At 71.9% G+C, this 23,959-nt stretch carries 19 protein-coding genes; 14 read left to right on the forward strand and 5 right to left on the reverse strand.

Annotated features, from left to right (window positions below):
* The first annotated feature begins 69 nt into the window (after positions 1–69).
* From OHA91_RS28105 to OHA91_RS28115, 3 genes are all read left to right on the forward strand, one after another.
* Entirely contained in the window at positions 70–648 is a 579-nt protein-coding gene (locus OHA91_RS28105; protein WP_031149156.1) for a TerD family protein, read from the forward strand.
* A 46-nt stretch (positions 649–694) separates the two neighbouring features.
* Positions 695–2,653: a TerD family protein gene (locus OHA91_RS28110; protein ID WP_031149154.1), complete on the forward strand. Its 1,959-nt coding sequence runs from the start codon at positions 695–697 to the stop codon at positions 2,651–2,653.
* Between the two features lie 237 nt (positions 2,654–2,890).
* The gene (locus tag OHA91_RS28115; RefSeq protein ID WP_031149151.1) at positions 2,891–3,874 is read left to right on the forward strand and encodes a TerC family protein; all 984 of its coding nucleotides are present in this window, start codon (positions 2,891–2,893) and stop codon (positions 3,872–3,874) included.
* 14 nt (positions 3,875–3,888) lie between these two features.
* Here OHA91_RS28115 and OHA91_RS28120 read toward each other — a convergent pair whose 3' ends face one another.
* From OHA91_RS28120 to OHA91_RS28130, 3 genes are all read right to left on the reverse strand, one after another.
* Complete coding sequence (locus tag OHA91_RS28120) at positions 3,889–5,214, reverse strand: MFS transporter (RefSeq protein ID WP_266502721.1); 1,326 nt, start codon at positions 5,212–5,214, stop codon at positions 3,889–3,891.
* Between the two features lie 192 nt (positions 5,215–5,406).
* Complete coding sequence (locus OHA91_RS28125; RefSeq protein WP_328740243.1) at positions 5,407–6,063, reverse strand: MBL fold metallo-hydrolase; 657 nt, start codon at positions 6,061–6,063, stop codon at positions 5,407–5,409.
* A 23-nt stretch (positions 6,064–6,086) separates the two neighbouring features.
* Positions 6,087–6,776, reverse strand: coding sequence for a maleylpyruvate isomerase family mycothiol-dependent enzyme (locus OHA91_RS28130; RefSeq protein ID WP_031149145.1), 690 nt, complete (start codon positions 6,774–6,776; stop codon positions 6,087–6,089).
* 185 nt (positions 6,777–6,961) lie between these two features.
* Between OHA91_RS28130 and uvrA the strand changes: the two genes are divergently transcribed.
* Together uvrA and OHA91_RS28140 are read left to right on the forward strand one after the other, a co-directional pair.
* Positions 6,962–9,943, forward strand: a complete 2,982-nt coding sequence (uvrA, locus tag OHA91_RS28135) for an excinuclease ABC subunit UvrA (RefSeq protein ID WP_266502231.1) — start codon at positions 6,962–6,964, stop codon at positions 9,941–9,943.
* A gap of 162 nt (positions 9,944–10,105) precedes the next feature.
* Positions 10,106–10,300 (forward strand): hypothetical protein, encoded by a 195-nt coding sequence (locus OHA91_RS28140; RefSeq protein ID WP_328740244.1) that lies wholly within the window; start codon positions 10,106–10,108, stop codon positions 10,298–10,300.
* On the opposite strand, the gene OHA91_RS28145 is transcribed toward OHA91_RS28140, so the two are convergent.
* Entirely contained in the window at positions 10,290–11,171 is an 882-nt protein-coding gene (locus OHA91_RS28145) for a carbohydrate kinase family protein (protein WP_266502235.1), read from the reverse strand. The genes OHA91_RS28140 and OHA91_RS28145 overlap by 11 nt on opposite strands.
* Positions 11,172–11,291: 120 nt before the next feature.
* On the opposite strand from OHA91_RS28145, the gene OHA91_RS28150 reads away from it, so the two are divergent.
* Positions 11,292–11,723 carry a Rieske (2Fe-2S) protein gene (locus OHA91_RS28150; protein ID WP_031149139.1) on the forward strand — a complete coding sequence of 144 codons (432 nt, stop codon included), beginning with the start codon at positions 11,292–11,294 and terminating at the stop codon, positions 11,721–11,723.
* A gap of 20 nt (positions 11,724–11,743) precedes the next feature.
* On the opposite strand, the gene OHA91_RS28155 is transcribed toward OHA91_RS28150, so the two are convergent.
* A complete protein-coding gene (locus tag OHA91_RS28155) occupies positions 11,744–12,694 on the reverse strand; it encodes a hypothetical protein (protein ID WP_328740245.1) in 951 nt (316 codons plus the stop codon).
* A 228-nt stretch (positions 12,695–12,922) separates the two neighbouring features.
* On the opposite strand from OHA91_RS28155, the gene OHA91_RS28160 reads away from it, so the two are divergent.
* The 8 genes from OHA91_RS28160 (at position 12,923) to gap (ending at position 23,848) form a co-directional block, all read left to right on the forward strand.
* The gene (locus OHA91_RS28160; RefSeq protein ID WP_031149135.1) at positions 12,923–13,531 is read left to right on the forward strand and encodes a papain-like cysteine protease family protein; all 609 of its coding nucleotides are present in this window, start codon (positions 12,923–12,925) and stop codon (positions 13,529–13,531) included.
* A 5-nt stretch (positions 13,532–13,536) separates the two neighbouring features.
* On the forward strand, positions 13,537–14,331 hold the full coding sequence (locus tag OHA91_RS28165; protein ID WP_031149133.1) for a hypothetical protein: 795 nt from the start codon (positions 13,537–13,539) through the stop codon (positions 14,329–14,331).
* Between the two features lie 189 nt (positions 14,332–14,520).
* Positions 14,521–16,530: an excinuclease ABC subunit UvrC gene (uvrC, locus tag OHA91_RS28170; protein ID WP_037632011.1), complete on the forward strand. Its 2,010-nt coding sequence runs from the start codon at positions 14,521–14,523 to the stop codon at positions 16,528–16,530.
* On the forward strand, positions 16,527–17,474 hold the full coding sequence (gene rapZ / locus OHA91_RS28175) for an RNase adapter RapZ (RefSeq protein WP_030009073.1): 948 nt from the start codon (positions 16,527–16,529) through the stop codon (positions 17,472–17,474). The genes uvrC and rapZ overlap by 4 nt, the downstream gene beginning before the upstream one ends.
* Positions 17,471–18,526: a gluconeogenesis factor YvcK family protein gene (locus tag OHA91_RS28180; RefSeq protein ID WP_031149129.1), complete on the forward strand. Its 1,056-nt coding sequence runs from the start codon at positions 17,471–17,473 to the stop codon at positions 18,524–18,526. Before rapZ ends, OHA91_RS28180 begins: the two co-directional genes overlap by 4 nt.
* Positions 18,517–19,512, forward strand: coding sequence for a DNA-binding protein WhiA (whiA, locus tag OHA91_RS28185; protein WP_030009075.1), 996 nt, complete (start codon positions 18,517–18,519; stop codon positions 19,510–19,512). Before OHA91_RS28180 ends, whiA begins: the two co-directional genes overlap by 10 nt.
* A 138-nt stretch (positions 19,513–19,650) precedes the next feature.
* Positions 19,651–22,611: a M14 family metallopeptidase gene (locus tag OHA91_RS28190; protein WP_328740246.1), complete on the forward strand. Its 2,961-nt coding sequence runs from the start codon at positions 19,651–19,653 to the stop codon at positions 22,609–22,611.
* A gap of 232 nt (positions 22,612–22,843) precedes the next feature.
* Positions 22,844–23,848, forward strand: coding sequence for a type I glyceraldehyde-3-phosphate dehydrogenase (gene gap, locus OHA91_RS28195; protein ID WP_266502247.1), 1,005 nt, complete (start codon positions 22,844–22,846; stop codon positions 23,846–23,848).
* The last annotated feature ends 111 nt before the right edge of the window (positions 23,849–23,959 follow it).

Below are 23,959 nucleotides of genomic sequence, written 5' to 3' on the forward strand. Positions count from 1 at the left end.
GTTGGGTCACAGCCGCAGGAACACGCTGCGCACCAGTCAACTGGGGCGGGCTATGGAGAGGGGACGCGCGTGACGGTCAACATGACCAAGGGTCAGGCCATCAGTCTGCAGAAGGCGGACGGAGGCACGCTGACCGCGGTCCGGATGGGCCTGGGCTGGCAGGCGGCCAAGCGCCGCGGACTGTTCGGCTCGCGGACGCGGGAGATCGACCTCGACGCGTCGGCGGTGCTCTTCGCCGACAAGCAGCCGGTCGACGTGGTCTTCTTCCGCCACCTGCAGAGCGACGACGGCTCGGTGCGCCACACCGGCGACAACCTCGTCGGCGGCGTCGGCCAGGGCGGGGACGACGAGGCGATCCTCGTCGACCTCCAGCGCGTGCCGGTCCACATCGACCAGATCGTCTTCACGGTGAACTCCTTCACCGGCCAGACGTTCCAGGAGGTGCAGAACGCCTTCTGCCGCATCGTCGACGAGACCAACGGCCAGGAGCTGGCCCGCTACACCCTTGACGGCGGCGGCGCGTACACCGCGCAGATCATGGCGAAGGTGTCCCGCGCGGGCTCCGGCTGGCAGATGACGGCCCTGGGCAACCCGGCCAACGGCCGCACCTTCCAGGACCTGATGCCGGCAATCCTGCCGCACCTGTAGCAGTACCGGAAGAAGAGAAAAGAAGGCACGGGGGAGGGGCTGCACGATGACGGCCGAACTGGTCCGGGGGCAGAACCACCCCGTGTCCCAGAGCCGGGTGGAGATCAGGGTCTCGGCGGGCACGCCCGTGCTCGCCCTGGCCTCGCTCGCCGACGAACAGGGCCGGCTCACCGGCACCGAGGTCCTGGCCCACCCGGGCGCCAGGTCCCTCCCCGGCGTGCACGCGCCGGCGGACCTCGCCGACCGGCACACCTTCGCCGTGGACCTCGACGCCGTCGCGGCGGACGTCCACCGCGTCGGCGTGCTGCTCGTCCTGCCGCCTGGCGGCCCGGTCCGCTTCGGCGCGGTCCCGGCCTCCTACGTGGCCGTGGCCGCAGCCGACGGCGGCACCGAGATCGCCGGCTACACCCTCACCGGGCTGGACGCCGAGACCGCCGTGACCGCCCTGGAGCTGTACCGGCGCCAGGGCGCCTGGAAGGTCCGCGCCGTCGGCCAGGGCTACGCCGACGGCCTCGGCGCCCTCCTCGCCGACGGCGGGATGCCCGCACCGGCCGCCCGGGAGCTGGCCGCCACCGCGCTGCGCACCGTCGCCCCGGCGAAGGAGGCCGACGTGACGCTCGCGGCCATGCCCACCCTCGTCGGCGACCTGCGCACCCCGCAGACCCCGGCCCAGGCCCCCGCGCCCGCCCCGGAGCCCCCGGACCCGATCCCGGTCTCCGGCGTCCCGTACGCCGGTACGCCCGGTCCCGCGCCCACCGGCGACGGCTCCCCGCCCACGATCAGCTACACCCACCCGCGCCGCCGCCGCACCAGCAGCGAGCCGCCCGAGCCGGCTCCCCGGGCCGCCGCGGCGGCCGAGTCGGGGCAGCCCCCGCGGCCGGTCGCCGGCGACGCCAGCGGCTGGTCCATGGACGAACGGCTCTACAACCAGGTCTGGGGCATGTTCGAGGACCTGGCGCGCACGGTCGCCGCCTACCGCAGCGCCGTGGAGTTCGCCGACTCCCGCATGGACCGCGAGCTCGACGACGCCCTCTCGGACCCGCGCCACCGCATCGGCGGCTCCGGGAACGCCGCCCGCGACACCGCGCGGGCCCGCCGCGAGGAACTGGTCGCCCAGGCCCAGGCCGTCCTCGACCGCGACCTCGCCCAGCTGATCGCCGAGGCCGAGGTCGTCGAGCCCGCGCTGCCGGCCTCGTACGCCCGCTGGGACAACCCCGTCTGGCACGGCCACCGCACGCCGGAGGAGGGCCCCCTCGCCCTGCGCCTGGGCGACCTGCACCTGCCCGAGCGGCCCGACCTGCGCATCCCCATGCTGGTCCGGGTCCCGCTGGAGCGCGGACTGTGGATCGACAACGGCCGCACCGGTTCCGAGGCCGCGATGGCCATGGACACCGACCGGCTGCGCCGCGCCGCCATGGACATGGCCGTCGCCCACGCGGTACGGCTGCTCGCGGTCCACCCCGCCGACCGGTTCTCCGTCCACGTCATCGACGCGGCCGGGGCGGGCGCCGCCTCCCTGGCTCCCCTGGTACGGGCCGGGGTGCTGGCCGCACCGCCCGCCGCCGGGGCCGCGGGGGTGACCCGGACGCTGGCCGAGCTGACCCGCCGGGTGGACCTCGTACAGATGGCGCTCAAGGCCGGAGCCCCCGAAGACCTGCCGCCGGACGTGGACACGGCCGACCAGCTGCTCATCGTCCACGACTTCCCGCACGGCTTCGACGACCGGGCCGTCACCCAGCTGCGCTACCTCGCGGACGAGGGCGCGGCGGTCGGTGTGCACCTGCTGATGGTCGCCGACCGCGACGAGGCGTCCGCCTACGGACCGCTGCTCGACCCGCTGTGGCGCTCCCTGATGCGGCTCTCGCCGGTCCCGGACAACCACCTCGCGGACCCCTGGGTGCACCACGCCTGGACCTTCGAGCCGGACCTCCCGCCGCAGGGCAGCCGGGTCCTCGACCAGGCCCTCGACCGGGTGGCGGAGGCCCGGCGCACTACCCGTCCGTGACCATCCTTTGGCATTCCCTTTACCTTTACCGCCTTCGGCGGGTAAGCTCGTCTCCGCGGAGGGGAGTATTCCTGCTTTCCTGCTACGGCGTACCCGTCAATACGGACCATTGCTTGAATAAGCGCAAGTCGGTCCCGGGGCGTCGGCCCACGGCCTCCAGGCCGCCCGGGTGGAAGAGACCTCCGGCAGCGATGACGCTGACGAAGTGCTGAGCCATCCGCCGGAGGCGTATTCACCATGGAAGTTTCCTGGGCCCTTTGGGTCGCGACCATCCTCGGTCTGTCCCTGCTCATCGGCGCCGATTTCTTCATCGGCCGCAAGCCCCACGACGTATCGATCAAGGAAGCCGGCATCTGGACGGTCGTCTGGATCGTCCTCGCCGCACTCTTCGGCCTCGGCCTGTGGTTCTTCGGCAACCCCCAGGCGTCCCAGGAGTTCTTCGCGGGCTTCATCACCGAGAAGTCCCTCAGCGTCGACAACCTCTTCGTCTTCGTCCTGATCATGGCGAAGTTCGCGGTGCCCTCCCACCTCCAGCAGCGCGTGCTGCTCATCGGCGTGCTCATCGCACTCGTCCTGCGCGCGGTCTTCATCGCCGCCGGCGCCGCGATCATCGCCAGCTTCAGCTGGGTCTTCTACATCTTCGGCGCGTTCCTGATCTACACCGCGTGGAAGCTGATCCAGGAGGCCCGCAAGGACGAGGAGGACGAGGAGTTCGAGGAGAACCGCCTCCTCAAGTCCGTCGAGAAGAAGTTCGGCGTCGCCGACCAGTACCACGGCACCAAGCTCTTCATCGTCAACAACGGCAAGCGCGTACTGACGCCGCTGATGGTCGTCATGCTCGCCATCGGCACCACCGACGTGCTGTTCGCGCTGGACTCGATCCCCGCCATCTTCGGCCTCACCCAGGACCCGTACATCGTCTTCACGGCCAACGCCTTCGCGCTGATGGGCCTGCGCCAGCTGTACTTCCTCATCGGCGGCCTGCTGAAGAAGCTGGTCCACCTCAGCTACGGCCTGTCGATCATCCTCGGATTCATCGGCATCAAGCTGGTGCTGCACGCCCTGCACGAGTCCGGGGTGCACGTGCCGGTGATCTCCATCCCCGTCTCCCTGGGCGTCATCTGCGGTGTCCTGGTCATCACCACGATCACCAGCCTGATCGCCTCGAAGAAGCAGGCGGCGGCCGAGGCCGCCGCCCGCACCGAGAGCATCGACGCCTGACCCGGTTCCCGGACCTACACGGGGGCGGCCGCTTCGGCCGCCCCCGTTTCCGTTTTCTTCTCCTGGGACTCCACGCCCGACCGCTTCCCCACCACCAGGGGGCTGGTCTCCGGCAGCAGCGCGAAGCACGCCAGGCTGACCAGGGCGATCGCCGTGAGGTACGCCGCGACGCCCCACGGCGGCCCGGAGCCGTCCGCCAGCGCCGTCGCGACGATCGGGGTCAGCGCCCCGCCCAGCACACCGCCCAGGTTGTAGCCGACGGCCGCCCCCGTGCAGCGGATCCGCGGGGCGTACAGCTCGGGCAGGTACGCGCCCACCACCGAGAACATCGTCACCATGCCCAGCAGCGCCACCGCGAAGCCCAGCGTCATCAGCAGCGGGTCGGCCGTCCGCAACAGCGCCACCAGCGGGAACATCCACACGGCGCTGGCCGCGCACCCGGCCAGGCACAGCGGCCGCCGCCCGTAGCGGTCGCCGAGCATCGCGAGCAGCGGGGTCATCAGGCCCTTGAACGCGACGGCCGCCATGATGCAGGCCAGCATCGTCGTGCGGCCCACCGCGAGGTGCTCGGTGGCGTAGGCGAGGGACCAGGTGGTGACCGCGTAGAAGACGGCGTAGCCCACGGCGAGGGCCCCGCCGGTCAGCAGGAGCAGCCGCCAGTGGCCCCGGAACACCTCGGCGAGCGGGGCGTCGGCCCGCCGCCCGGTCGCCGCGAGCGCGCGGAACTGCGGGGTCTCCTCCACCGAGCGGCGCAGCCACAGCCCGGCCAGGGCCAGCAGCCCGGCCGCCCAGAACGGCACGCGCCACCCCCACGAGGTGAACTGGGCGTCGGTCAGCGAGGCGGACAACCCCAGCATCAGGCCGTTGGCCAGCAGGAACCCCACAGACGGGCCGATCTGCGGGAAGCTCGCCCACAGGCCGCGCCGGTGTTCCGGCGCGTGCTCCGCGGTCAGGAGCACCGCGCCGCCCCATTCGCCGCCGAGCCCCAGGCCCTGGAGGAAGCGCAGCAGGAGCAGCAGCACCGGCGCGGCCATGCCGATCGTCCCGTACGTCGGCACGCAGCCGACGGCGACCGTGGCGAGGCCGGTGAGCAGCAGGGAGGCCAACAGGACGGGGCGCCGGCCGTAGCGGTCGCCGATGTGGCCGAAGACGGCGGACCCCAGCGGGCGGGCGAGGAAGCCCACCCCGAAGGTGCCGAAGGCGGCGAGGGTCCCGGCGAGCGGGGAGAAGGAGGGGAAGAAGAGCGGGCCGAGCACGAGTGCGGCGGCCGTCCCGTACACGAAGAAGTCGTAGAACTCGATGGCGGTCCCGGCGAGCGCCGCGGAGGCGAGCCGCAGCATCCCGGGCCGGGCGGGGCCGCCGTCTTCAGCGGCCCGCGGGGCCGGAGCGGGGGAGGCGGCAGGGGCGGGGGGCGGGGAGGGGTCCTGTTGCATGCCGCACCAAATACCGCCTCCCCGTCCGCCGGGACATGAGTTCGGCCGTCAACGACCGGAAGGAGTGCTCCGCGTAGCCAAGTTGACGCGTTGCCGTCCCTACCAGCCGCGCTCGCGCCACTCCGCCAGGTGCGGACGCTCCGCGCCGAGCGTGGTGTCGTTGCCGTGGCCCGGGTAGACCCAGGTCTCGTCGGGCAGCTGCTCGAAGAGCTTGTGCTGCACGTCGTCGAGGAGGCTCTTGAAGGCCTCCGGGTCGTCGTGGGTGTTGCCGACGCCGCCCGGGAAGAGGCAGTCGCCGGTGAACACGTGCGCGTGGCCGTGCGGGTCGTCGTAGACCAGCGCGATCGAGCCGGGGGTGTGCCCGACCAGGTGCCGTGCGGTCAGCTCGACCCGCCCGACGCGCACGGTGTCCCCGTCCGCGACCGCGACGTCGGTCGCGACCGGGATGCCCTCGGCGTCGAGGGCGCCCGCGTAGGTCCGCGCCCCGGTGGCCGCCACGACCTCCGCGAGCGCACCCCAGTGGTCGCCGTGCCGGTGGGTGGTGACGACGGAGGCGATGCCGTCGTCGCCGATCAGGTTCAGCAGCGTCTGCGGCTCGGCGGCCGCGTCGATGAGCAGCTGCTCGTCGGTGGCCCGACAGCGCAGCAGGTACGCGTTGTTGTTCATCGAACCCACCGCGACCTTGGAAATCATCAGGTCCGCGAGCTCGTGCACGTCGGCCGGACCGCCGACCTTGACCTCTCCGGTGTACGTCATGTGTTGATCCTAGAGGTCTCTTCCTACAACGGCGGGAGCACGGGCAGGGGGCCGCCCGCGGTGGTCAGGGAGGCACCCTTGTCGCCGCGGCCGGCGAGCCAGGCGAGCAGGGCGGCGGGGGAGCCGGACACGGTCACGGCCGGGTCCCCGGCAGAGCCGGTGCGCCAGGTGCGCCCGTCGGCGGTGGACAGGGCCGTGGCGGGCACCTCAGGGCGGCCGGACCAGCGGTCGGCGAGGAAGGCGATCTCGCGGTCGGTGAACTCCTCCGGGAGGTCGGAGAGCTCGTAGCCGATGTTCAGGTCGACGTGGTGCAGGTCCACCTCGACCCAGCGGCGGAAGGGCACGTTCGAGGCGAGGTCGGTGACGCCGTTGCGCAGCTCGACCGTGCGGGACCAGTCCTGGTCGTGCTCGGTGGTGGCGAGGAAGCGGGCCCCGGAATCACGGAGGTCCGTCAGGTGTTCTTCCAGAGGCCGGCCGGCGTCGCGCGCGATGTCCGCGTCGCGGGCCTCGCCGCTCTCGTACATCGGGCGGCCCTCGAAGACGTTCAGGAGGGCGTCGGCGTTGCGTGCGAGGTGGGCCAGGATGTGGCCCCGGGTCCAGCCCGGGAGGTGTGACTCCTCGGACAGGGCGGCGTTGTCCAGTTTCGCGACCGCGGTCAGCAGTCGGTCCGTGGCTTCACGTACAGATCGCAGGTCGTGCACATGATCAGTCATGGCTTCGAGCCTAGTGCTCGGAGCCGACGGCCACACGATCGGGTGAAGAGGTCTGCGGAGTGCCGTAAATCGAATGTGCGTGCTATACGCTCGAAGTCCAGACTCCATCTCCACTGCAGAGGCGCCCCCCATACCCTGGGACGGGGGCCGTGCCCCCCGCTCTCTCAAGAAAGGTGCGGACCGGCGTGACCGACCGTCTCATCGTTCGTGGCGCTCGCGAGCACAACCTCAAGAACGTCTCGCTCGACCTGCCCCGCGACTCGCTCATCGTCTTCACCGGACTCTCCGGGTCGGGCAAGTCCTCCCTGGCCTTCGACACGATCTTCGCCGAGGGCCAGCGCCGCTACGTCGAGTCGCTCTCGTCGTACGCCCGTCAGTTCCTCGGCCAGATGGACAAGCCCGACGTCGACTTCATCGAGGGCCTCTCCCCGGCCGTCTCGATCGACCAGAAGTCCACCTCGCGCAACCCGCGCTCGACCGTCGGCACCATCACCGAGGTCTACGACTACCTCCGCCTCCTCTTCGCCCGTATCGGCAAGCCGCACTGCCCCGAGTGCCGCCGGCCCATCTCGCGCCAGTCGCCGCAGGCGATCGTCGACAAGGTGCTCGCGCTCCCCGAGGGCAGCCGCTTCCAGGTGCTCTCGCCGCTCGTGCGCGAGCGCAAGGGCGAGTTCGTCGACCTCTTCGCCGACCTCCAGACCAAGGGCTACAGCCGGGCGCGGGTGGACGGGGAGACCATCCAGCTCTCCGAGCCTCCGACGCTGAAGAAGCAGGAGAAGCACACGATCGAGGTGGTCATCGACCGCCTCACCGTCAAGGACAGCGCCAAGCGCCGGCTGACCGACTCCGTGGAGACCGCCCTCGGCCTCTCCGGCGGCATGGTGATCCTGGACTTCGTCGACCTCGCCGAGGACGACCCCGAGCGTGAGCGGATGTATTCCGAGCACCTCTACTGCCCGTACGACGACCTGTCCTTCGAGGAGCTGGAGCCGCGCTCCTTCTCCTTCAACTCGCCCTTCGGCGCCTGCCCCGAGTGCACCGGCATCGGTACGCGCATGGAGGTGGACCCGGAGCTGATCGTCCCGGACGAGGACAAGTCCCTCGACGAGGGCGCCGTCTCCCCGTGGTCGCTCGGCCACACCAAGGACTACTTCCAGCGGCTGATCGGCGCGCTCGCCGGGGAGCTCGGATTCCGCACGGACATCCCGTGGGCCGGGCTGCCGGTGCGCGCGAAGAAGGCCCTGCTCCACGGCCACCGGACGCAGATCGAGGTCCGCTACCGCAACCGCTACGGGCGCGAGCGGGCCTACACGACGGCCTTCGAGGGCGCCGTGCCGTTCGTGAAGCGGCGGCACGCGGAGTCGGAGAGCGACGCCAGCCGCGAGCGCTTCGAGGGCTACATGCGCGAGGTGCCCTGCCCCACCTGTGAGGGCACCCGCCTCAAGCCGATCGTGCTCGCGGTGACGGTGATGGAGAAGTCCATCGCCGAGGTGGCCGCCATGTCGATCAGCGAGTGCGCGGACTTCCTGGGGCGGATGCGCCTCGACGCCCGCGACAAGAAGATCGCCGAGCGGGTCCTGAAGGAGGTCAACGAGCGGCTCCGCTTCCTCGTGGACGTCGGTCTGGACTACCTCTCCCTCAACCGCGCCGCCGGCACCCTGTCGGGCGGCGAGGCCCAGCGCATCCGGCTCGCCACGCAGATCGGCTCCGGCCTCGTCGGCGTCCTCTACGTGCTGGACGAGCCGTCCATCGGCCTGCACCAGCGCGACAACCACCGGCTGATCGAGACGCTGGTGCGGCTGCGGGACATGGGCAACACCCTCATCGTCGTCGAGCACGACGAGGACACCATCAAGGTGGCCGACTGGGTCGTGGACATCGGTCCGGGCGCGGGCGAGCACGGCGGCAAGGTGGTCCACAGCGGTTCGCTCAAGGAGCTGCTGAAGAACACCGAGTCGATGACCGGGCAGTACCTGTCGGGGAAGAGGTCCATCGAGATCCCGGACATCCGCCGGCCCGTGAACGGCGAGCGCAGGCTGACCGTCCACGGGGCCAAGGAGAACAACCTCCGCGACATCGACGTGTCCTTCCCGCTGGGCGTGCTCACGGCCGTGACCGGTGTCTCCGGCTCCGGAAAGTCGACCCTGGTCAACGACATCCTCTACACGCACCTGGCGCGGGAGCTGAACGGCGCCCGCTCGGTGCCGGGACGCCACACCCGCGTGGAGGGCGACGACCTCGTCGACAAGGTGGTCCACGTCGACCAGTCGCCCATCGGCCGGACACCCCGGTCGAACCCGGCGACGTACACCGGCGTCTTCGACCACGTGCGCAAGCTGTTCGCCGAGACGATGGAGGCGAAGGTGCGCGGCTACCTGCCGGGCCGCTTCTCCTTCAACGTCAAGGGCGGCCGGTGCGAGAACTGCTCCGGCGACGGCACGATCAAGATCGAGATGAACTTCCTGCCGGACGTCTACGTCCCGTGCGAGGTCTGCCACGGCGACCGGTACAACCGGGAGACGCTGGAGGTCCACTACAAGGGCAAGTCCATCGCGGAAGTCCTGAACATGCCGATCGAGGAGGCGCTGGGCTTCTTCGAGGCGGTGCCGACGATCGCGCGCCACCTCAAGACGCTGAACGAGGTGGGACTGGGCTACGTCCGCCTCGGCCAGTCCGCGCCGACCCTGTCGGGCGGCGAGGCGCAGCGCGTGAAGCTGGCCTCCGAGCTGCAGAAGCGCTCGACGGGCCGGACGGTGTACGTGCTGGACGAGCCGACGACGGGCCTGCACTTCGAGGACATCTCGAAGCTGATCAAGGTGCTGTCGGGGCTGGTCGACAAGGGCAACTCGGTGATCGTGATCGAGCACAACCTGGACGTCATCAAGACCGCGGACTGGGTCATCGACATGGGCCCCGAAGGCGGTTACGGCGGCGGCCTGGTGGTGGCCGAGGGCACGCCCGAGCAGGTGGCCTCGGTGGGCGCGAGCCACACGGGCAAGTTCCTGCGGGACATCCTGGGCGCCGACCGGGTATCCGACGCGGGGGCGTCCCCGGTGCGGGCCGCGGCGAAGAAGGCCCCGGCCAAGAAGGCGGCCGCCGCGAAGAAGGCGGCCCCCGCCAAGAAGACGGCGGCCAAGAAGACGACGACGCGGGCCCGCAAGGCCTAAGCCGTCCCTTTCGGATCGTGCCGGGCCCGCGCCGCCCGGCACGGGCTCGTCCGACAAGATCCGGAAGGGACGGCCCAGCCGCCGCGCTCGGACCAGCGGGGGCGGGCAGGCCACCGGCCGGGCCCCTCCCGTCGTCCGGGGCTACGAGGCGACGCCCACCGCGTGGCCCGTGCAGGACGGGTCCGTCAGGGCGGTCAGGAGGGCGTCCCCGACATCGGCGCGGGGCAGTACTGCGCGAACAAGGAAGAGATGTTCGTGCGCGTGCTGATGGAACGCACGCCCAACGCCGGCCCGCTCATGGCCGCCCTGCAGGCCGCCGCTGCCGTGGCCCGGAGCGTCTGGGCCGCTATCCGCTGAGCTCGGCCGCGTACGGGGGTTCCGCTCCCGGCCGGGTGCAGGTCAGGGCCGCCGCGTGGGCGGCGTAGGCCAGGACGTCCTGCCAGTCCACCGGAGCGCCCGGATCCGCCGCCAGGCGGTGCAGCAGGGCGGCGTTGACGGTGTCGCCCGCCCCGATCGTGTCCGCCACCGCGACCGGGCGGGCCGCCGCCGAGTGTTCGGCGCCCTCCCGCGTCCAGACCGTCAGGCCCGCCGCGCCACGGGTCAGCACCACCGCCGAGGGCCCGGCCGCCAGCCAGTCCCCGACCCGCCCGCCCAGCCAGGCCGCGTCCTCCTCGGACAGCTTGAGGACGCCCGTGTGCGGCAGCAGCCGGTCCGTGAACCGGGCGCGGTAGCCGGCCGGGTCCGCGATCAGCGCCGGCCGGATGTTGGGGTCCAGCAGGGTCAGCAGCCCGCGCCGCGACTCCCGGCGCAGCAGGGCCTCGTACGCGCTCGCGCCCGGCTCCAGGACGAGCGAGCAGGTCCCGAGCGCGAGGGCCCGTACCCCCTGCGGGAGGGCGGGCGGCAGGGTGAACAGCCGGTCCGCGGTGCCCTCGACGTAGAAGCCGTACGAGGCCGAGCCGTCCGGGGCCAGGGAGGGCACGGCGAGGGTGGTCGGTTCCGGCCCGCGCTGGACCAGCGACACGTCCACCCCGGCCGCCCGCAGTCCGGCCAGCAGGCTCTCGCCGAAACCGTCCGTCGAGACCCGGGAACAGAAGGCGGTCTCCGCGCCGAGCCGACCGAGGGCGCGCGCGGTGTTGTACGGCCCGCCGCCCGGCCGGGGCAGCAGCGCGCCCGGCGGTCCGACCGCGGGCACCAGGTCGATGAGGGCTTCTCCGCCGACGACGATCACGCGGAGGAAGGTACTCCATGGGGCGGCGGTATCGTCGGGTGGGCCGGTGCCCGGACCGGGCTCCGCCCGTGACCTCCGTCCGTGCCCCGCCCCACCCCTTCCGCAGCCCTGGAGAACCGCATGTCCGCGCCGCAGTCCGCCGCCCGCCGTACCGTCCTCAAGGGCGCCGCCGCGCTGGCGGGGGCCGCCGGCGCCGGGGCGGCCCTCACGGCCTGCTCCACGCAGACCAACAGCGGCGGCAACACCCCCGCGACCCCCACCGCCCCCGTGGAGCTGGGCGCGGCGGCCGACGTCCCGGTGGGCGGCGCGAAGCTCTACCGGGAGCGGAAGCTGATCGTCAGCTGCCCGGCGGAGGGCCAGTACAAGGCGTTCAGCGCCCAGTGCACGCACGCCGGCTGCGTCCTCGACAAGATCGTCGAGGGCGAGGGGAACTGCCCCTGCCACGGCAGCCGTTTCGACGTCTCCACGGGCAAGGTCCTGCAGGGCCCGGCGGACCGGCCGCTGCCGGAGGTTCCGGTCCGCGCGGAGAACGGCAAGCTCGTCGCGGGCTGATCCGCACCCGGCCGTACGGGTCAGTCCCAGTCCCAGGCGATCCCGAGGATCCCGCGCCGCACCGACTGCTCCACCAGGTGCACCGCCCGGTGCCGGCCGCTCGGCGTCAGGTCCGCCAGGCCGGTGCGCGGGGCGTCCGGTCCGGTGCGGGCGAACCGCCGGCAGCGCACCGGGAGGGCCGATGCGTCGAAGTGGACCTGCAGCATGTACTGGCCGCCCGCGTAGCTGAAGCCGCGCACGTACTCGCCGCTGCGCGGGCCCGTGCCGTCCTCGACTCCGTAGCCGAAGACGTAGGTGTCACCGCGCCGCAGCCGGGCGTCGAAGAGCAGCTCGGCGACCACCACCCCGGCCTCCGGATGGCACCGCACCCGGCCCGTACGGCAGTTCTCGTACGCCGTCACGCGCACCCGGGACACGTCGCAGCCCGGGTCGCCGTGGTGCACGGCGAGGTAGCGGTCGACCCCGTCCCGGTGCGCCCGGACGATCTGCTGGGACTCGCGGACCCGCAGTTCGCCCGCCGCTCCGATGCGGACGCGCTCGTGGTGGCCGAGCGAGTGCAGCCCGCCGTCCGGCGGGAGCTCCATCCCGTCCAGCAGCCTCTCCACCGTCCCGCCCCCGCTGAACAGGGCCCGGTACGAGCGGCCGGCCGGCCGGGCGGCGGGCCCGGTGACGGACGCCGGGTCCGGGACCGCCAGCAGCCTGACCAGGGCGCCGTCGGGCAGCTCCAGGATCCGCTCCAGGGCGGTGACGGCCCGCAGTGACTCCGGCTGGCGCGGCCTGCGGGCGCCCTGCTGCCAGTAACTGAGGCTGGTCACGCCGACCTTGATGCCCTGCGCGGCGAGCCGGTGCTGCACCCGCTGGAGGGGCAGCCCGCGGGCGGCGAGGGCGGCGCGCAGGGCGAGGTGGAAGGGGCCGCCGCGCAGCAGCCGGTTCAGTTCCGCCGTGTTCGCCGGATCCGTGGAAGGCCGCATGGCGACTCCTCTGTGAACGTTCACACGCGCCGGGGTGGGGGATCACGGCGGCAGCTCCGGGGGACCAGGTGAAACGACAGCAACCGTTCACACCGCAGTCCCACCGTTCACACTGCAACGTCACCGCGTATTGAAGCGCGTTGACCTGATCGCGACAACTCCCTGATGCTCCTCCACAGCGTCCGGACGCGCTCCTCCACCCCCACTCCCCACCTCGGGAGGAACGCGATGCGCAACCGAAACCGGCGGCTTTCCCCGGCCGCCCTCCTCACCGCCGTTCTCACCGCCCTGCTCCTCGCCCTGCCCGCCGGCACCGCCACCGCCGCCGATGCCGACGCGACCGCCCCGCTCGCCCTGGCGCAAAAGCGCCTGAACATCACCATGCAGGCACAGCAGAAGACCAACTGGTGCTGGGCCGCCGGCGGCAACACCATCGCCACCTGGTTCGGCCGCAACCACAGCCAGAACCAGTTCTGCAACGCCGCCTTCAACCGCCAGCAGGGCACCGAGTGCCCGAACAGCCAGGCCACCCTCGGCAACGTCCAGACCGGGCTGCGCTGGGCGGGCATCAACCCCGGCTCGTACGTCAACGGCTGGCTGCAGTACTCCACCGTCCAGACCGAGATCAATGCGGGCCGCCCGATCGAGACCCGCATCCAGTGGTCGAACGGCGGCGGCCACATGCACGTCGTCTACGGCTACGACACCGCGAGCAACTGGGTCTACTGGGGCGACCCCTGGCCCTCCAGCGACCGTTACAACTGGGCCTCCCACGCCTGGTACGTCAACAACAACACCTTCTCCTGGACCCACTCCCTCTACCGGATCGGGGCGTGACCGCCATGACCCTGCGCGCTTCGGCCGCCGCGGCCGTCCTCGCCGCCACCGCCCTCCTCGGGCTCTCCCCGCAGGCCGCCGCCGCGGCCCCCGAGCCGCAGCCCCGGGCGGCCACCGCCGAGAACAGGGCGGCCGCCGCGCAGGCGGCGACCGCCCCCGACACCCTGGCCACGCTCTCCCGGTTCTTCGCCCGGGAGGGCAAGGTCTCCCTCGCCGCCGCGCAGCCCCGCATCGAGGGCGAGGCGATACCGGTCCACCACCTCTCCCCGGACTTCGTCGCGGGCCGGGCGGGTGCGTCCGTCGCCCGCCTGGAGTTCCTCGCCAGCAAGGCGGTCTCCTCCGACGGCCAGCAGGCCGCCCTGTGGACCGCCCGCACGGAGGCCGGCTGGCAGGTCGTGAACATCGCCACCGGCGACGACGAATTCCGCTACGCGCAGCTGGGCGCCGCGAAACTGCCCGGTGGAACCGTGTTCCGGGAACCGCAGATCGACGCCTGGTACGTGGCCGGCGGCAGCCGGGTGCTGCCGCTGGACGAGGACGCCGTGCGGGCGGTGGGCGCCGGGGGCACGACGCTCGGCGCCTACCGGGCGCGGGTCGCCACGGCGTACGGGGACAAGCTCCCCGGCTCCCCGTATGCCGAGCGCGGCTCGGCGGGCGGCTACGCCGAGGGCTCCGCGGTGGCCGTGCCGGCCGCCGAGGGTGCGGAGGCGCCGTGGGCGGCGGGGGCCGGTGTGCTGGTGCTCGGGGCGCTGGGTGCGGCCGCCGTCCGGCGCTCCCGCCGGGCGGGCGCGCGGGCCTGAGCGGCTGCCCCCGCAGTGCCCGGCCCGCCCCCACCTCGGGGCCGGGCCCTGCGGGCGGCTCTCCCCACCCCGCCCTTCCACCGTTCCCCGGGGCTCCGCCCCGGACCCCGCGCGGCGGACCCCACGGATCCGCAGACCGGCCCGGAGGGCTACGGTTCGTTGTCGGTGCGCGCCAGTAGGGTGGTTGGCATGGCCGACCCTTCCAGCTACCGCCCCCAGCCGGGGCAGATCCCCGACTCCCCGGGGGTCTACCGGTTCCGCGACGAGCACCGCCGGGTGATCTACGTCGGGAAGGCCAAGAGCCTGCGCCAGCGCCTGGCCAACTACTTCCAGGACGTCGCCGGCCTGCACCCCCGTACCGCCACCATGGTGACCACGGCCGCCTCCGTGGAGTGGACCGTGGTCTCCACCGAGGTCGAGGCGCTGCAGCTGGAGTACTCCTGGATCAAGGAGTACGACCCCCGGTTCAACGTCAAGTACCGGGACGACAAGAGCTACCCCTCCCTCGCCGTCACCCTGAACGAGGAGTACCCCCGGGTCCAGGTCATGCGGGGGCCCAAGAAGAAGGGCGTGCGCTACTTCGGTCCGTACGCCCACGCCTGGGCGATCCGCGAGACGGTCGACCTGATGCTGCGGGTCTTCCCGGTCCGGACGTGCTCCGCCGGAGTGTTCAAGCGCTCCGCCCAGATCGGCCGCCCCTGCCTCCTCGGCTACATCGGCAAGTGCTCCGCGCCCTGCGTCGGCCGGGTCACCCCCGAGGAGCACCGCGAACTGGCCGAGGACTTCTGCGACTTCATGGCCGGCCGCACCGGCGCGTACCTCTCCCGGCTGGAGAAGGAGATGCACATCGCGGCCGAGGACATGGAGTACGAGAAGGCCGCCCGGCTGCGCGACGACATCGGGGCGCTGCGCCGGGCCATGGAGAAGAACGCCGTGGTGCTCGCCGACGCCACCGACGCCGACCTGATCGCCGTCGCCGAGGACGAGCTCGAAGCCGCCGTGCAGATCTTCCACGTCCGCGGCGGCCGCGTCCGCGGCCAGCGCGGCTGGGTCACCGACAAGGTCGAGGCCGTCGACACGGCCGGACTGGTCGAGCACGCCCTCCAGCAGCTGTACGGCGAGGAGAAGGGCGAGTCCGTCCCCAAGGAGGTGCTGGTCCCCGCGCTCCCCGAGGACACGCCCGCGCTGGCCCAGTGGCTCGCCGAGCGCCGGGGGTCCCAGGTCAGCCTGCGGATACCGCAGCGCGGCGACAAGAAGGCCCTCATGGAGACCGTCCACCGCAACGCGCAGCAGTCCCTCGCCCTGCACAAGACCAAGCGCGCCAGCGACCTCACCACCCGCTCCCGCGCCCTGGAGGAGATCGCCGAGGCCCTGGAGCTGGACGGCGCACCGCTGCGCATCGAGTGCTTCGACATCTCCCACCTGCAGGGGGACGACGTCGTGGCGTCCATGGTCGTGTTCGAGGACGGCCTGGCCCGCAAGAGCGAGTACCGGCGCTTCCAGGTCAAGTCCTTCGAGGGGCAGGACGACGTCCGGTCCATGCACGAGGTGGTCTCCCGGCGCTTCCGCCGCTACCTCGTGGAGAAGTCGAAGACGGGCGAGTGGGACCCCCAGGACGGCGAGGACGGGCCGCCCGAAGACGACGGGAAGCCCAAGCGCTTCGCCTACCCGCCCCAGCTCGTCGTGGTCGACGGCGGGCAGCCGCAGGTGGCCGCCGCCAAGCGGGCCCTGGACGAGCTCGGCATCGACGACGTCGCCGTGTGCGGCCTCGCCAAGCGGCTGGAGGAGGTCTGGCTGCCCGGCGAGGACGACCCCGTCGTCCTGCCCCGCACCAGCGAGGGCCTCTACCTGCTCCAGCGGGTACGTGACGAAGCCCACCGCTTCGCCATCCAGTACCAGCGCAGCAAACGCGGCAAGCGCCTGAAGGCGGGGCCGCTGGACGAGGTGCCCGGCCTGGGCGAGAGCCGCAAGCAGGCCCTCGTGAAGCACTTCGGTTCGGTGAAGAAGCTGAGACAGGCGACAATCGACCAGATCTGCGAGGTCCCGGGCATAGGACGGAAGACGGCCGAAACCGTGGCCGCGGCCCTCGCCGGGGCGGTCCCCGCCGGTCCTGCCGTCAACACGGCCACAGGAGAGATCATTGAGGATGAGAACCCCGCGCCAGCGGGAGCATCGTCCGAACGGGGGACCGAGCAATGACCGAGCACGAGACCGCGCACGACCGAGACGGAGCACAGGTGAGTACGGGCACGACAGTGGAGCCCGGCGAGACCGCCGAGGCGGCCATCCCCGAGCTGGTGATCATCTCCGGCATGTCCGGGGCCGGCCGCAGCACGGCGGCCAAGTGTCTGGAGGACCTCGGCTGGTTCGTCGTCGACAACCTCCCGCCGGCGCTGATCCCCACCATGGTGGAGCTCGGCGCCCGCTCCCAGGGCAACGTGGCCCGGATCGCGGTCGTCGTCGACGTCCGCGGCCGCCAGTTCTTCGACGCCCTGCGCGAGTCCCTCGCCGACCTCGACAGCAAGGGCGTCACCCGCCGCATCGTCTTCCTGGAGTCCTCCGACGACGCGCTGGTCCGCCGCTTCGAGTCGGTCCGCCGCCCGCACCCGCTCCAGGGCGACGGCCGCATCACCGACGGCATCGCCGCCGAGCGCGACCTGCTGCGCGAGCTGCGCGGCGACGCCGACCTGGTGATCGACACCTCCAGCCTGAACGTGCACGAGCTGCGCGCCAAGATGGACGCCCAGTTCGCCGGGGACGAGGAGCCCGAGCTGCGGGCCACTGTCATGTCCTTCGGCTACAAGTACGGCCTCCCCGTCGACGCCGACCTCGTCGTCGACTGCCGCTTCATCCCGAACCCGCACTGGGTCCCGGAGCTGCGCCCCTTCACCGGGCTCAACGAGGAGGTGTCGGGGTACGTCTTCAGCCAGCCCGGCGCCAAGGAGTTCCTCGACCGCTACACCGAGCTGCTCCAGCTCATCGCCACCGGCTACCGTCGCGAGGGCAAGCGGTACGTGACCATCGCGGTCGGGTGCACGGGCGGCAAGCACCGCAGCGTGGCCATGTCCGAGAAGCTCGCCGCCCGCCTCGCCTCCGAGGGAGTCGAGACCGTCGTCGTCCACAGGGACATGGGGCGCGAGTGACCGCACGGACCCCGCGGCTGAGCCGCCTGCGCCGCCTCACCCCGGGACGGGGAGAGGAAGGCGCGGGCCGCTCCGGCCGCCGGAGGGGCGCCACGCCCAAGGTGGTCGCGCTCGGCGGCGGACAGGGCCTGTCGGCCTCCCTCGCCGCCCTGCGCCGGATCACCCGTGACCTCACCGCCGTGGTCACCGTCGCCGACGACGGCGGCTCCAGCGGACGGCTCCGGGAGGAGCTCGGCGTGCTGCCGCCCGGCGACCTGCGCAAGGCGCTCGCAGCGCTGTGCGGGGACGACGACTGGGGCCAGACCTGGGCCCGGGTCATCCAGCACCGCTTCCAGTCCGAGGGCGACCTGCACGGGCACGCCGTCGGGAACCTGCTGATCGTCGCCCTGTGGGAACAGCTCGGCGACCCGGTCCAGGCCCTCGACCTGGTGGGCCGGCTGCTGGGCGCACAGGGCCGGGTGCTGCCGATGTCGGCGGTTCCGCTGGAACTCCAGGCCCTGGTCAGGGGCCACGACCCGGCCCGCCCCGAGGACGTCGACACCGTCCGCGGGCAGGCCACCGTGGCCCTGACCCCGGGCGAGGTGCTCTCCGTACAGGTCGTGCCGAGCGCCCCGCCGGCCGTGCCGGAGGCCGTCGCGGCGGTGCTGGACGCCGACTGGGTGGTGCTGGGTCCGGGCTCGTGGTTCTCCTCCGTCATCCCGCACCTCCTGGTGCCGGAACTGCTGGACGCGCTCGTCGAGACCAAGGCCCGGCGGGTCCTGTCGCTGAACCTCGCGCCGCAGCCCGGCGAAACAGAGGGCTTCTCTCCGCAGCGTCATTTGGAGGTTTTGGCCCGACACGCCCCTAAACTCGCCCTGGACGTGGTGCTGGCCGACGAGGCCGCCGTGCCCGACCGCGAGTCCCTTGCCGATGCCGCGAAGCGGTTCGGTGCCGCGGTCGAGCTGGCCCCCGTGGCCAGGCAGGACGGCTCGCCGAAGCACGACCCGGAGCTGCTGGCCGCCGCGTACGACCGTATTTTTCGGATGCATGGAAGGATCGGCCCATGGCGATGACGCCTGCGGTGAAGGACGAGATCTCCCGCCTGCCCGTCACCCGGACCTGCTGCAGGAAGGCGGAGGTCTCGGCGATCCTTCGGTTCGCGGGCGGGCTGCACCTGGTGAGCGGCCGCATCGTCATCGAGGCGGAGCTGGACACCGGGATCGCTGCCAGACGTCTCCGCAAGGACATCCTGGAGATCTTCGGCCATTCCTCGGACCTCGTGGTGATGGCGCCCGGCGGACTGCGCCGCGGCAGCCGCTACGTGGTCCGCGTCGTGGCCGGCGGTGACCAGCTGGCGCGCCAGACGGGCCTCGTGGACGGCCGCGGACGCCCCATCCGGGGTCTTCCCCCGCAGGTGGTCTCCGGGGCCACCTGCGACGCCGAGGCGGCGTGGCGCGGCGCCTTCCTGGCCCACGGCTCGCTCACCGAACCGGGCCGGTCCTCCTCCCTGGAGGTCACCTGCCCCGGCCCGGAGGCCGCCCTGGCCCTGGTGGGCGCCGCCCGCAGGCTCTCCATCGCCGCGAAGGCGCGCGAGGTGCGCGGAGTGGACCGGGTCGTGGTCCGCGACGGCGACGCGATCGGCGCCCTGCTGACCCGGCTCGGCGCGCACGAGTCGGTGCTGGCCTGGGAGGAGCGGCGGATGCGGCGCGAGGTGCGCGCCACCGCCAACCGCCTCGCCAACTTCGACGACGCCAACCTGCGCCGCTCGGCGCGGGCCGCCGTGGCCGCCGGAGCCCGCGTGCAGCGGGCACTGGAGATCCTCGGCGAGGAGGTCCCCGAGCACCTCGCCGCGGCCGGCCGGCTGCGCATGGAGCACAAGCAGGCCTCCCTGGAGGAGCTGGGAGCGCTCGCCGACCCGCCGCTGACCAAGGACGCGGTCGCCGGCCGGATCAGGCGCCTGCTGGCGATGGCCGACAAGCGGGCCCAGGACCTCGGCATCCCGGGCACCGAGTCGAACCTCGACCTCAGCGAGGAGATGGCCGACAACATGGCCGGTTAGCAGGAAGCCCTACGGCAGAAGGGGCTCGCGCGATCACTCGTGCGGGCCCCTTTGCGGTATGCCCCATTGACATGAGCATGGGCCGGTCTTGAGTCTGGCGTCCGAACCTTTCGTGGCAGCCGACGCCCAGGGGGGCACATGAGTCACCGCGCGAGAGTCGTCCTCGCCGCAAGCGCACTCGTTCTCGGAACCACACTCGCCGCGCTGCCCGCGGCGGCCCAGGCCCGGCCCGGCAGCGCCGGCGCGTCCGGCGCCGAGGAGGTGAGGGTCTACGACGCCGACATCACCAGGGAACAGGTGCCGCTCGTCCTCGCCGCCGGCCAGGACGCCCACGAGCTCACCGAGCGCGCCCCGGAGAACGGGACCGCCCAGGTCGAGCTCTTCCTCACCGGATCCCAGGCCGGCGAGCTCGCCGCCCAGGGCGTCAAGCTCGCCGAGCGCAAGGTCCCGGCGCAGGGCCTGGCCCGGGCCAAGGCCGCCGGCGACGGCGTGTTCCGCCCGTACAGCGGCAAGGGCGGCCTCCAGGAGGAGATCCTGCGCACGGCCCAGCAGAACCCGGCGCTCACCAAGGTCGTCTCCATCGGCAAGACCGTCCAGGGCAAGGACATCCTCGCCCTCAAGGTCAGCAAGAACGCGAAGAAGGCCAGGGACGGCTCCAAGCCCTCCGTGCTGTACATGTCCAACCAGCACGCCCGCGAGTGGATCACCCCCGAGATGACCCGGCGGCTGATGCACCACACCCTCGACAACTACGGCAAGGACCAGCGGATCACGAAGCTGGTGGACTCCAGCGAGCTGTGGTTCCTGCTCAGCGCCAACCCCGACGGCTACGACTACACGCACGCCGCCGAAAGCCAGCGGCTGTGGCGCAAGAACCTGCGCGACAACAACGGAGACGGGAAGATCACCGCCGGCGACGGGGTCGACCTCAACCGCAACTTCGCCTTCAAGTGGGGCTACGACAACGAGGGCTCCTCGCCCCACCAGGCCAGCGAGACCTACCGCGGACCCAAGGCCTCCTCCGAGCCCGAGACCGTCGCCCTCGACGCCTTCGAGAAGCGCATCGGCTTCGACTACGCCGTCAACTACCACTCCGCCGCCGAGCTGATCCTCTACGGCGTGGGCTGGCAGGTGGCCACCCCCACGCCCGACGACGTGGCCTACAAGGCCCTCGCCGGCACCCCCGAGAACCCGGCGGTCCCGGGCTACTACCCGCAGCTGTCCTCGGAGCTCTACACCACCAACGGCGAGGCCGACGGCCACGGCGCCAACGTCAACGGCATCATGATGTTCACGCCGGAGATGACCACCTGCCAGACCGCCTCCGCGAGCGACCCGGACGACCAGTGGAAGCCCGAGGACTGCGCCTCGGGCTTCAACTTCCCGGACGACGAGAAGCTCATCCAGGAGGAGTTCGCCAAGAACGTCCCCTTCGCCCTCGCGGTCGGCGAGAGCGCCGCGCACCCGGACCGCCCGGCGTCCTCCGTCGGCCTGAGCGCGGCCGACTTCACCCTGGACCCCTTCACCACCTCCTACGCGGCCCGCGGCCAGGACCAGGAGGTCGCCGTCACGGCCCGCAAGGCGCTGAAGGACAAGGAGCTCAACTACCGGATCAACGGCGGACGCACCCACGACGAGGACCTCAAGGCCTGGAAGGGCGGCGACGTCTACGGCGGCGAGGACAACAACTGGTTCGACGAGTACCGGGCCGAGGTCGAGGGCGCCCGGCCCGGCGACACGGTCGAGGTCTGGTTCACCGGCCGCGACCGCTCCGGCAAGCAGGTCTCCAGCGAGCACTTCACGTACACGGTGGCCGAGCGGCCACGCGCGGACGTCCTGGTGGTCGCCGAGGAAGGGGCCGCCGCCCAGCACGCCCAGAAGTACGTCGACGCGCTGCGCGCCAACGGACGGTCCGCCGCGGTCTGGGACGTCGCCGTCCAGGGCGTCCCGCACCACCTCGGGGTCCTCTCCCACTTCGGCACGGCCGTCCACTACACGGGAGCCAAGCCGCCCGGCGGGGACACGCAGTTGGCGGTGCGCGACTTCCTGAACGAGGGGGGCAGGCTGATCGAGGCCGGTGAGCTGGCCGGCGGCAACGCCCAGGTCGGCCGCGCCGTGACCAACGACTTCAGCCAGTACTGGCTCGGCGCCTACGGCCGTACGAGCACCCCCGGCGCCACCGGATTCGCCGGCACCGGAGCCCTGCAGGACGCCAAGGGCGGCCTCGGCGACGCCGCGGGCAACCCGCTGAACGCCCCCGGCGCCTACACGGTGACCTCCGACACCCTGGCGCCCGCGCAGTTCCCGCAGTTCAAGAGCGCGCAGGCGGGCCAGTACACCGGGATCACGAACCCGTACGCCCCCTACGCCGGCACCGGGATGGCCTCGGCGCTGCACACCGACAGCGACTGGAAGCGGCTCGTCCGCACCATCGACCTCACCGGCGTCACCGCGGCCGACAAGCCGCAGTTGAAGCTCGCCCTCAACTGGAACACCGAGGAGGGCTACGACCACGCCGCGCTGGAGGCCCGCAGCGCCGGCGGCGACGACTGGACCATGCTGCCGGAGGCCGGCGGCCTGAGCAGTCCGGCCGTCCCGGAGGAGTGCGCGGCCGGGTTCTTCATCAACGGCCACCCGTTCCTGCGCCGCTACCTCACCCTGGACGGCGGCGGTTGCACCCCGCAGGGCACCAGCGGCCAGTGGAACACCTTCACCGGGTCCTCCGGCGGCTGGAAGCAGGTCACCTTCGACCTGAGTGCCTACGCGGGCCGGTCCGTCGAGCTCTCGCTCTCCTACATCACCGACCCGGGCTCGGCCGGACGCGGCGTCTTCGCGGACGAGGCGCGCCTGTCGACCACCGGCGGGGAGCAGGCGGTCGAGGGCTTCGAGACCTCCCTCGGAGCCTGGGCGGCCCAGGGCGCACCTGCCGGAAGTCCCGACGTCGCGGGCGACTGGTCCCGCACGGGAGAGCTCTTCCGGTCCTACGCCTCGGTGACCACGCGTGACACCGTACTTCTGGGCTTCGGCCTGGAACACCTGCCCGCGGCGGCGGACCGCGCCCTACTCGTCGGTAAGGCGCTCCGCTCGCTCAACCGCTGATCAGCGCCACCCTCGACGCTCACCCACAGTGACCGGGACCGAGGTCCCCGAGGCCCGCGCCGGCGCGTCCGGAGCGGGCCTCGCAGGGGATGCCCCGGCGAAGTGGGGGGAGTGTCAGCCCTCGACCGATGTCACCCAAAAGCTCACGGAGAGGTAGGGTCGTAAGCGGTCGGGGACATCCCATTTCAGCTCGCCGGCGCTCTCACCGGCGCACCAACGAGGAGATCGGTTCGTGACGATCCGCGTAGGCATCAACGGTTTTGGCCGCATTGGCCGCAACTACTTCCGGGCCCTCCTGGAGCAGGGAGCGGACATCGAGATCGTCGGTGTCAACGACCTGACTGACAACGCCACCCTGGTGCACCTTCTCAAGTACGACACCATTCTGGGCCGCCTCAAGGCCGAGGTGTCCCACACCGACGACACCATCACCGTCGGCGGCAACACCTTCAAGACCTTCGCCGAGCGCGACCCCGCGAACCTCCCCTGGGGCGAACTGGGCGCCGACATCGTCATCGAGTCGACCGGCATCTTCACGAAGAAGGCCGACGCCGCCAAGCACCTTGCGGCCGGCGCGAAGAAGGTCCTCATCTCGGCTCCGGCCAAGGACGAGGACATCACGATCGTGATGGGCGTCAACCAGGACAAGTACGACGCCGCCAACCACCACGTCATCTCCAACGCGTCCTGCACCACGAACTGCGTGGCGCCGATGGCGAAGGTCCTGGACGAGAACTTCGGCATCGTCAAGGGCATGATGACGACGGTCCACGCCTACACGAACGACCAGCGCATCCTGGACTTCCCGCACTCGGACCTGCGCCGCGCCCGCGCCGCCGCCGAGAACATCATCCCGACCTCCACCGGTGCCGCCAAGGCCACCGCACTGGTCCTCCCGCAGCTCAAGGGCAAGCTGGACGGCATCGCCATGCGCGTCCCGGTCCCGACCGGCTCGGTCACCGACCTCGTGCTGGAGCTCGACCGCGAGGTCACCAAGGACGAGATCAACGCCGCCTTCCAGAAGGCCTCCGAGGGCCAGCTGAAGGGCATCCTCGACTACACCGAGGACGCGATCGTCTCCTCCGACATCGTGAACTGGCCGGCGTCCTGCACCTTCGACTCCTCCCTGACCATGGTCCAGGGCAAGCAGGTCAAGGTCGTCGGCTGGTACGACAACGAGTGGGGATACTCCAACCGCCTCGTGGACCTGACGGTCTTCGTCGGCGGCCAGCTCTGAGTTTCCAGGGCTGACACCACGATGTGAAGCACAGGGTCCGGGCCGCGCGACGATGCGCAGTCCGGACCCTGTAGCTTGCCAGTCGTTCTTCGCCCCCGACACGGGCGCCCA

The sequence above is a fragment of the Streptomyces erythrochromogenes genome, from assembly GCF_036170895.1.
In the GTDB taxonomy this organism is placed as follows: domain Bacteria; phylum Actinomycetota; class Actinomycetes; order Streptomycetales; family Streptomycetaceae; genus Streptomyces; species Streptomyces erythrochromogenes.

Bases quoted from the DNA above. Each gene is read 5' to 3' on its own strand.
- OHA91_RS28110 (WP_031149154.1), top strand. From the start codon at position 695: ATGACGGCCGAACTGGTCCGGGGGCAGAACCACCCCGTGTCCCAGAGC.
- OHA91_RS28115 (WP_031149151.1), top strand. From the start codon at position 2,891: ATGGAAGTTTCCTGGGCCCTTTGGGTCGCGACCATCCTCGGTCTGTCC.
- OHA91_RS28120 (WP_266502721.1), bottom strand. From the start codon at position 5,214: ATGCTGCGGCTCGCCTCCGCGGCGCTCGCCGGGACCGCCATCGAGTTC.
- OHA91_RS28125 (WP_328740243.1), bottom strand. From the start codon at position 6,063: ATGACGTACACCGGAGAGGTCAAGGTCGGCGGTCCGGCCGACGTGCAC.
- OHA91_RS28130 (WP_031149145.1), bottom strand. From the start codon at position 6,776: ATGACTGATCATGTGCACGACCTGCGATCTGTACGTGAAGCCACGGAC.
- OHA91_RS28150 (WP_031149139.1), top strand. From the start codon at position 11,292: ATGTCCGCGCCGCAGTCCGCCGCCCGCCGTACCGTCCTCAAGGGCGCC.
- OHA91_RS28155 (WP_328740245.1), bottom strand. From the start codon at position 12,694: ATGCGGCCTTCCACGGATCCGGCGAACACGGCGGAACTGAACCGGCTG.
- OHA91_RS28160 (WP_031149135.1), top strand. From the start codon at position 12,923: ATGCGCAACCGAAACCGGCGGCTTTCCCCGGCCGCCCTCCTCACCGCC.
- OHA91_RS28165 (WP_031149133.1), top strand. From the start codon at position 13,537: ATGACCCTGCGCGCTTCGGCCGCCGCGGCCGTCCTCGCCGCCACCGCC.
- uvrC (WP_037632011.1), top strand. From the start codon at position 14,521: ATGGCCGACCCTTCCAGCTACCGCCCCCAGCCGGGGCAGATCCCCGAC.
- rapZ (WP_030009073.1), top strand. From the start codon at position 16,527: ATGACCGAGCACGAGACCGCGCACGACCGAGACGGAGCACAGGTGAGT.
- whiA (WP_030009075.1), top strand. From the start codon at position 18,517: ATGGCGATGACGCCTGCGGTGAAGGACGAGATCTCCCGCCTGCCCGTC.
- OHA91_RS28190 (WP_328740246.1), top strand. From the start codon at position 19,651: ATGAGTCACCGCGCGAGAGTCGTCCTCGCCGCAAGCGCACTCGTTCTC.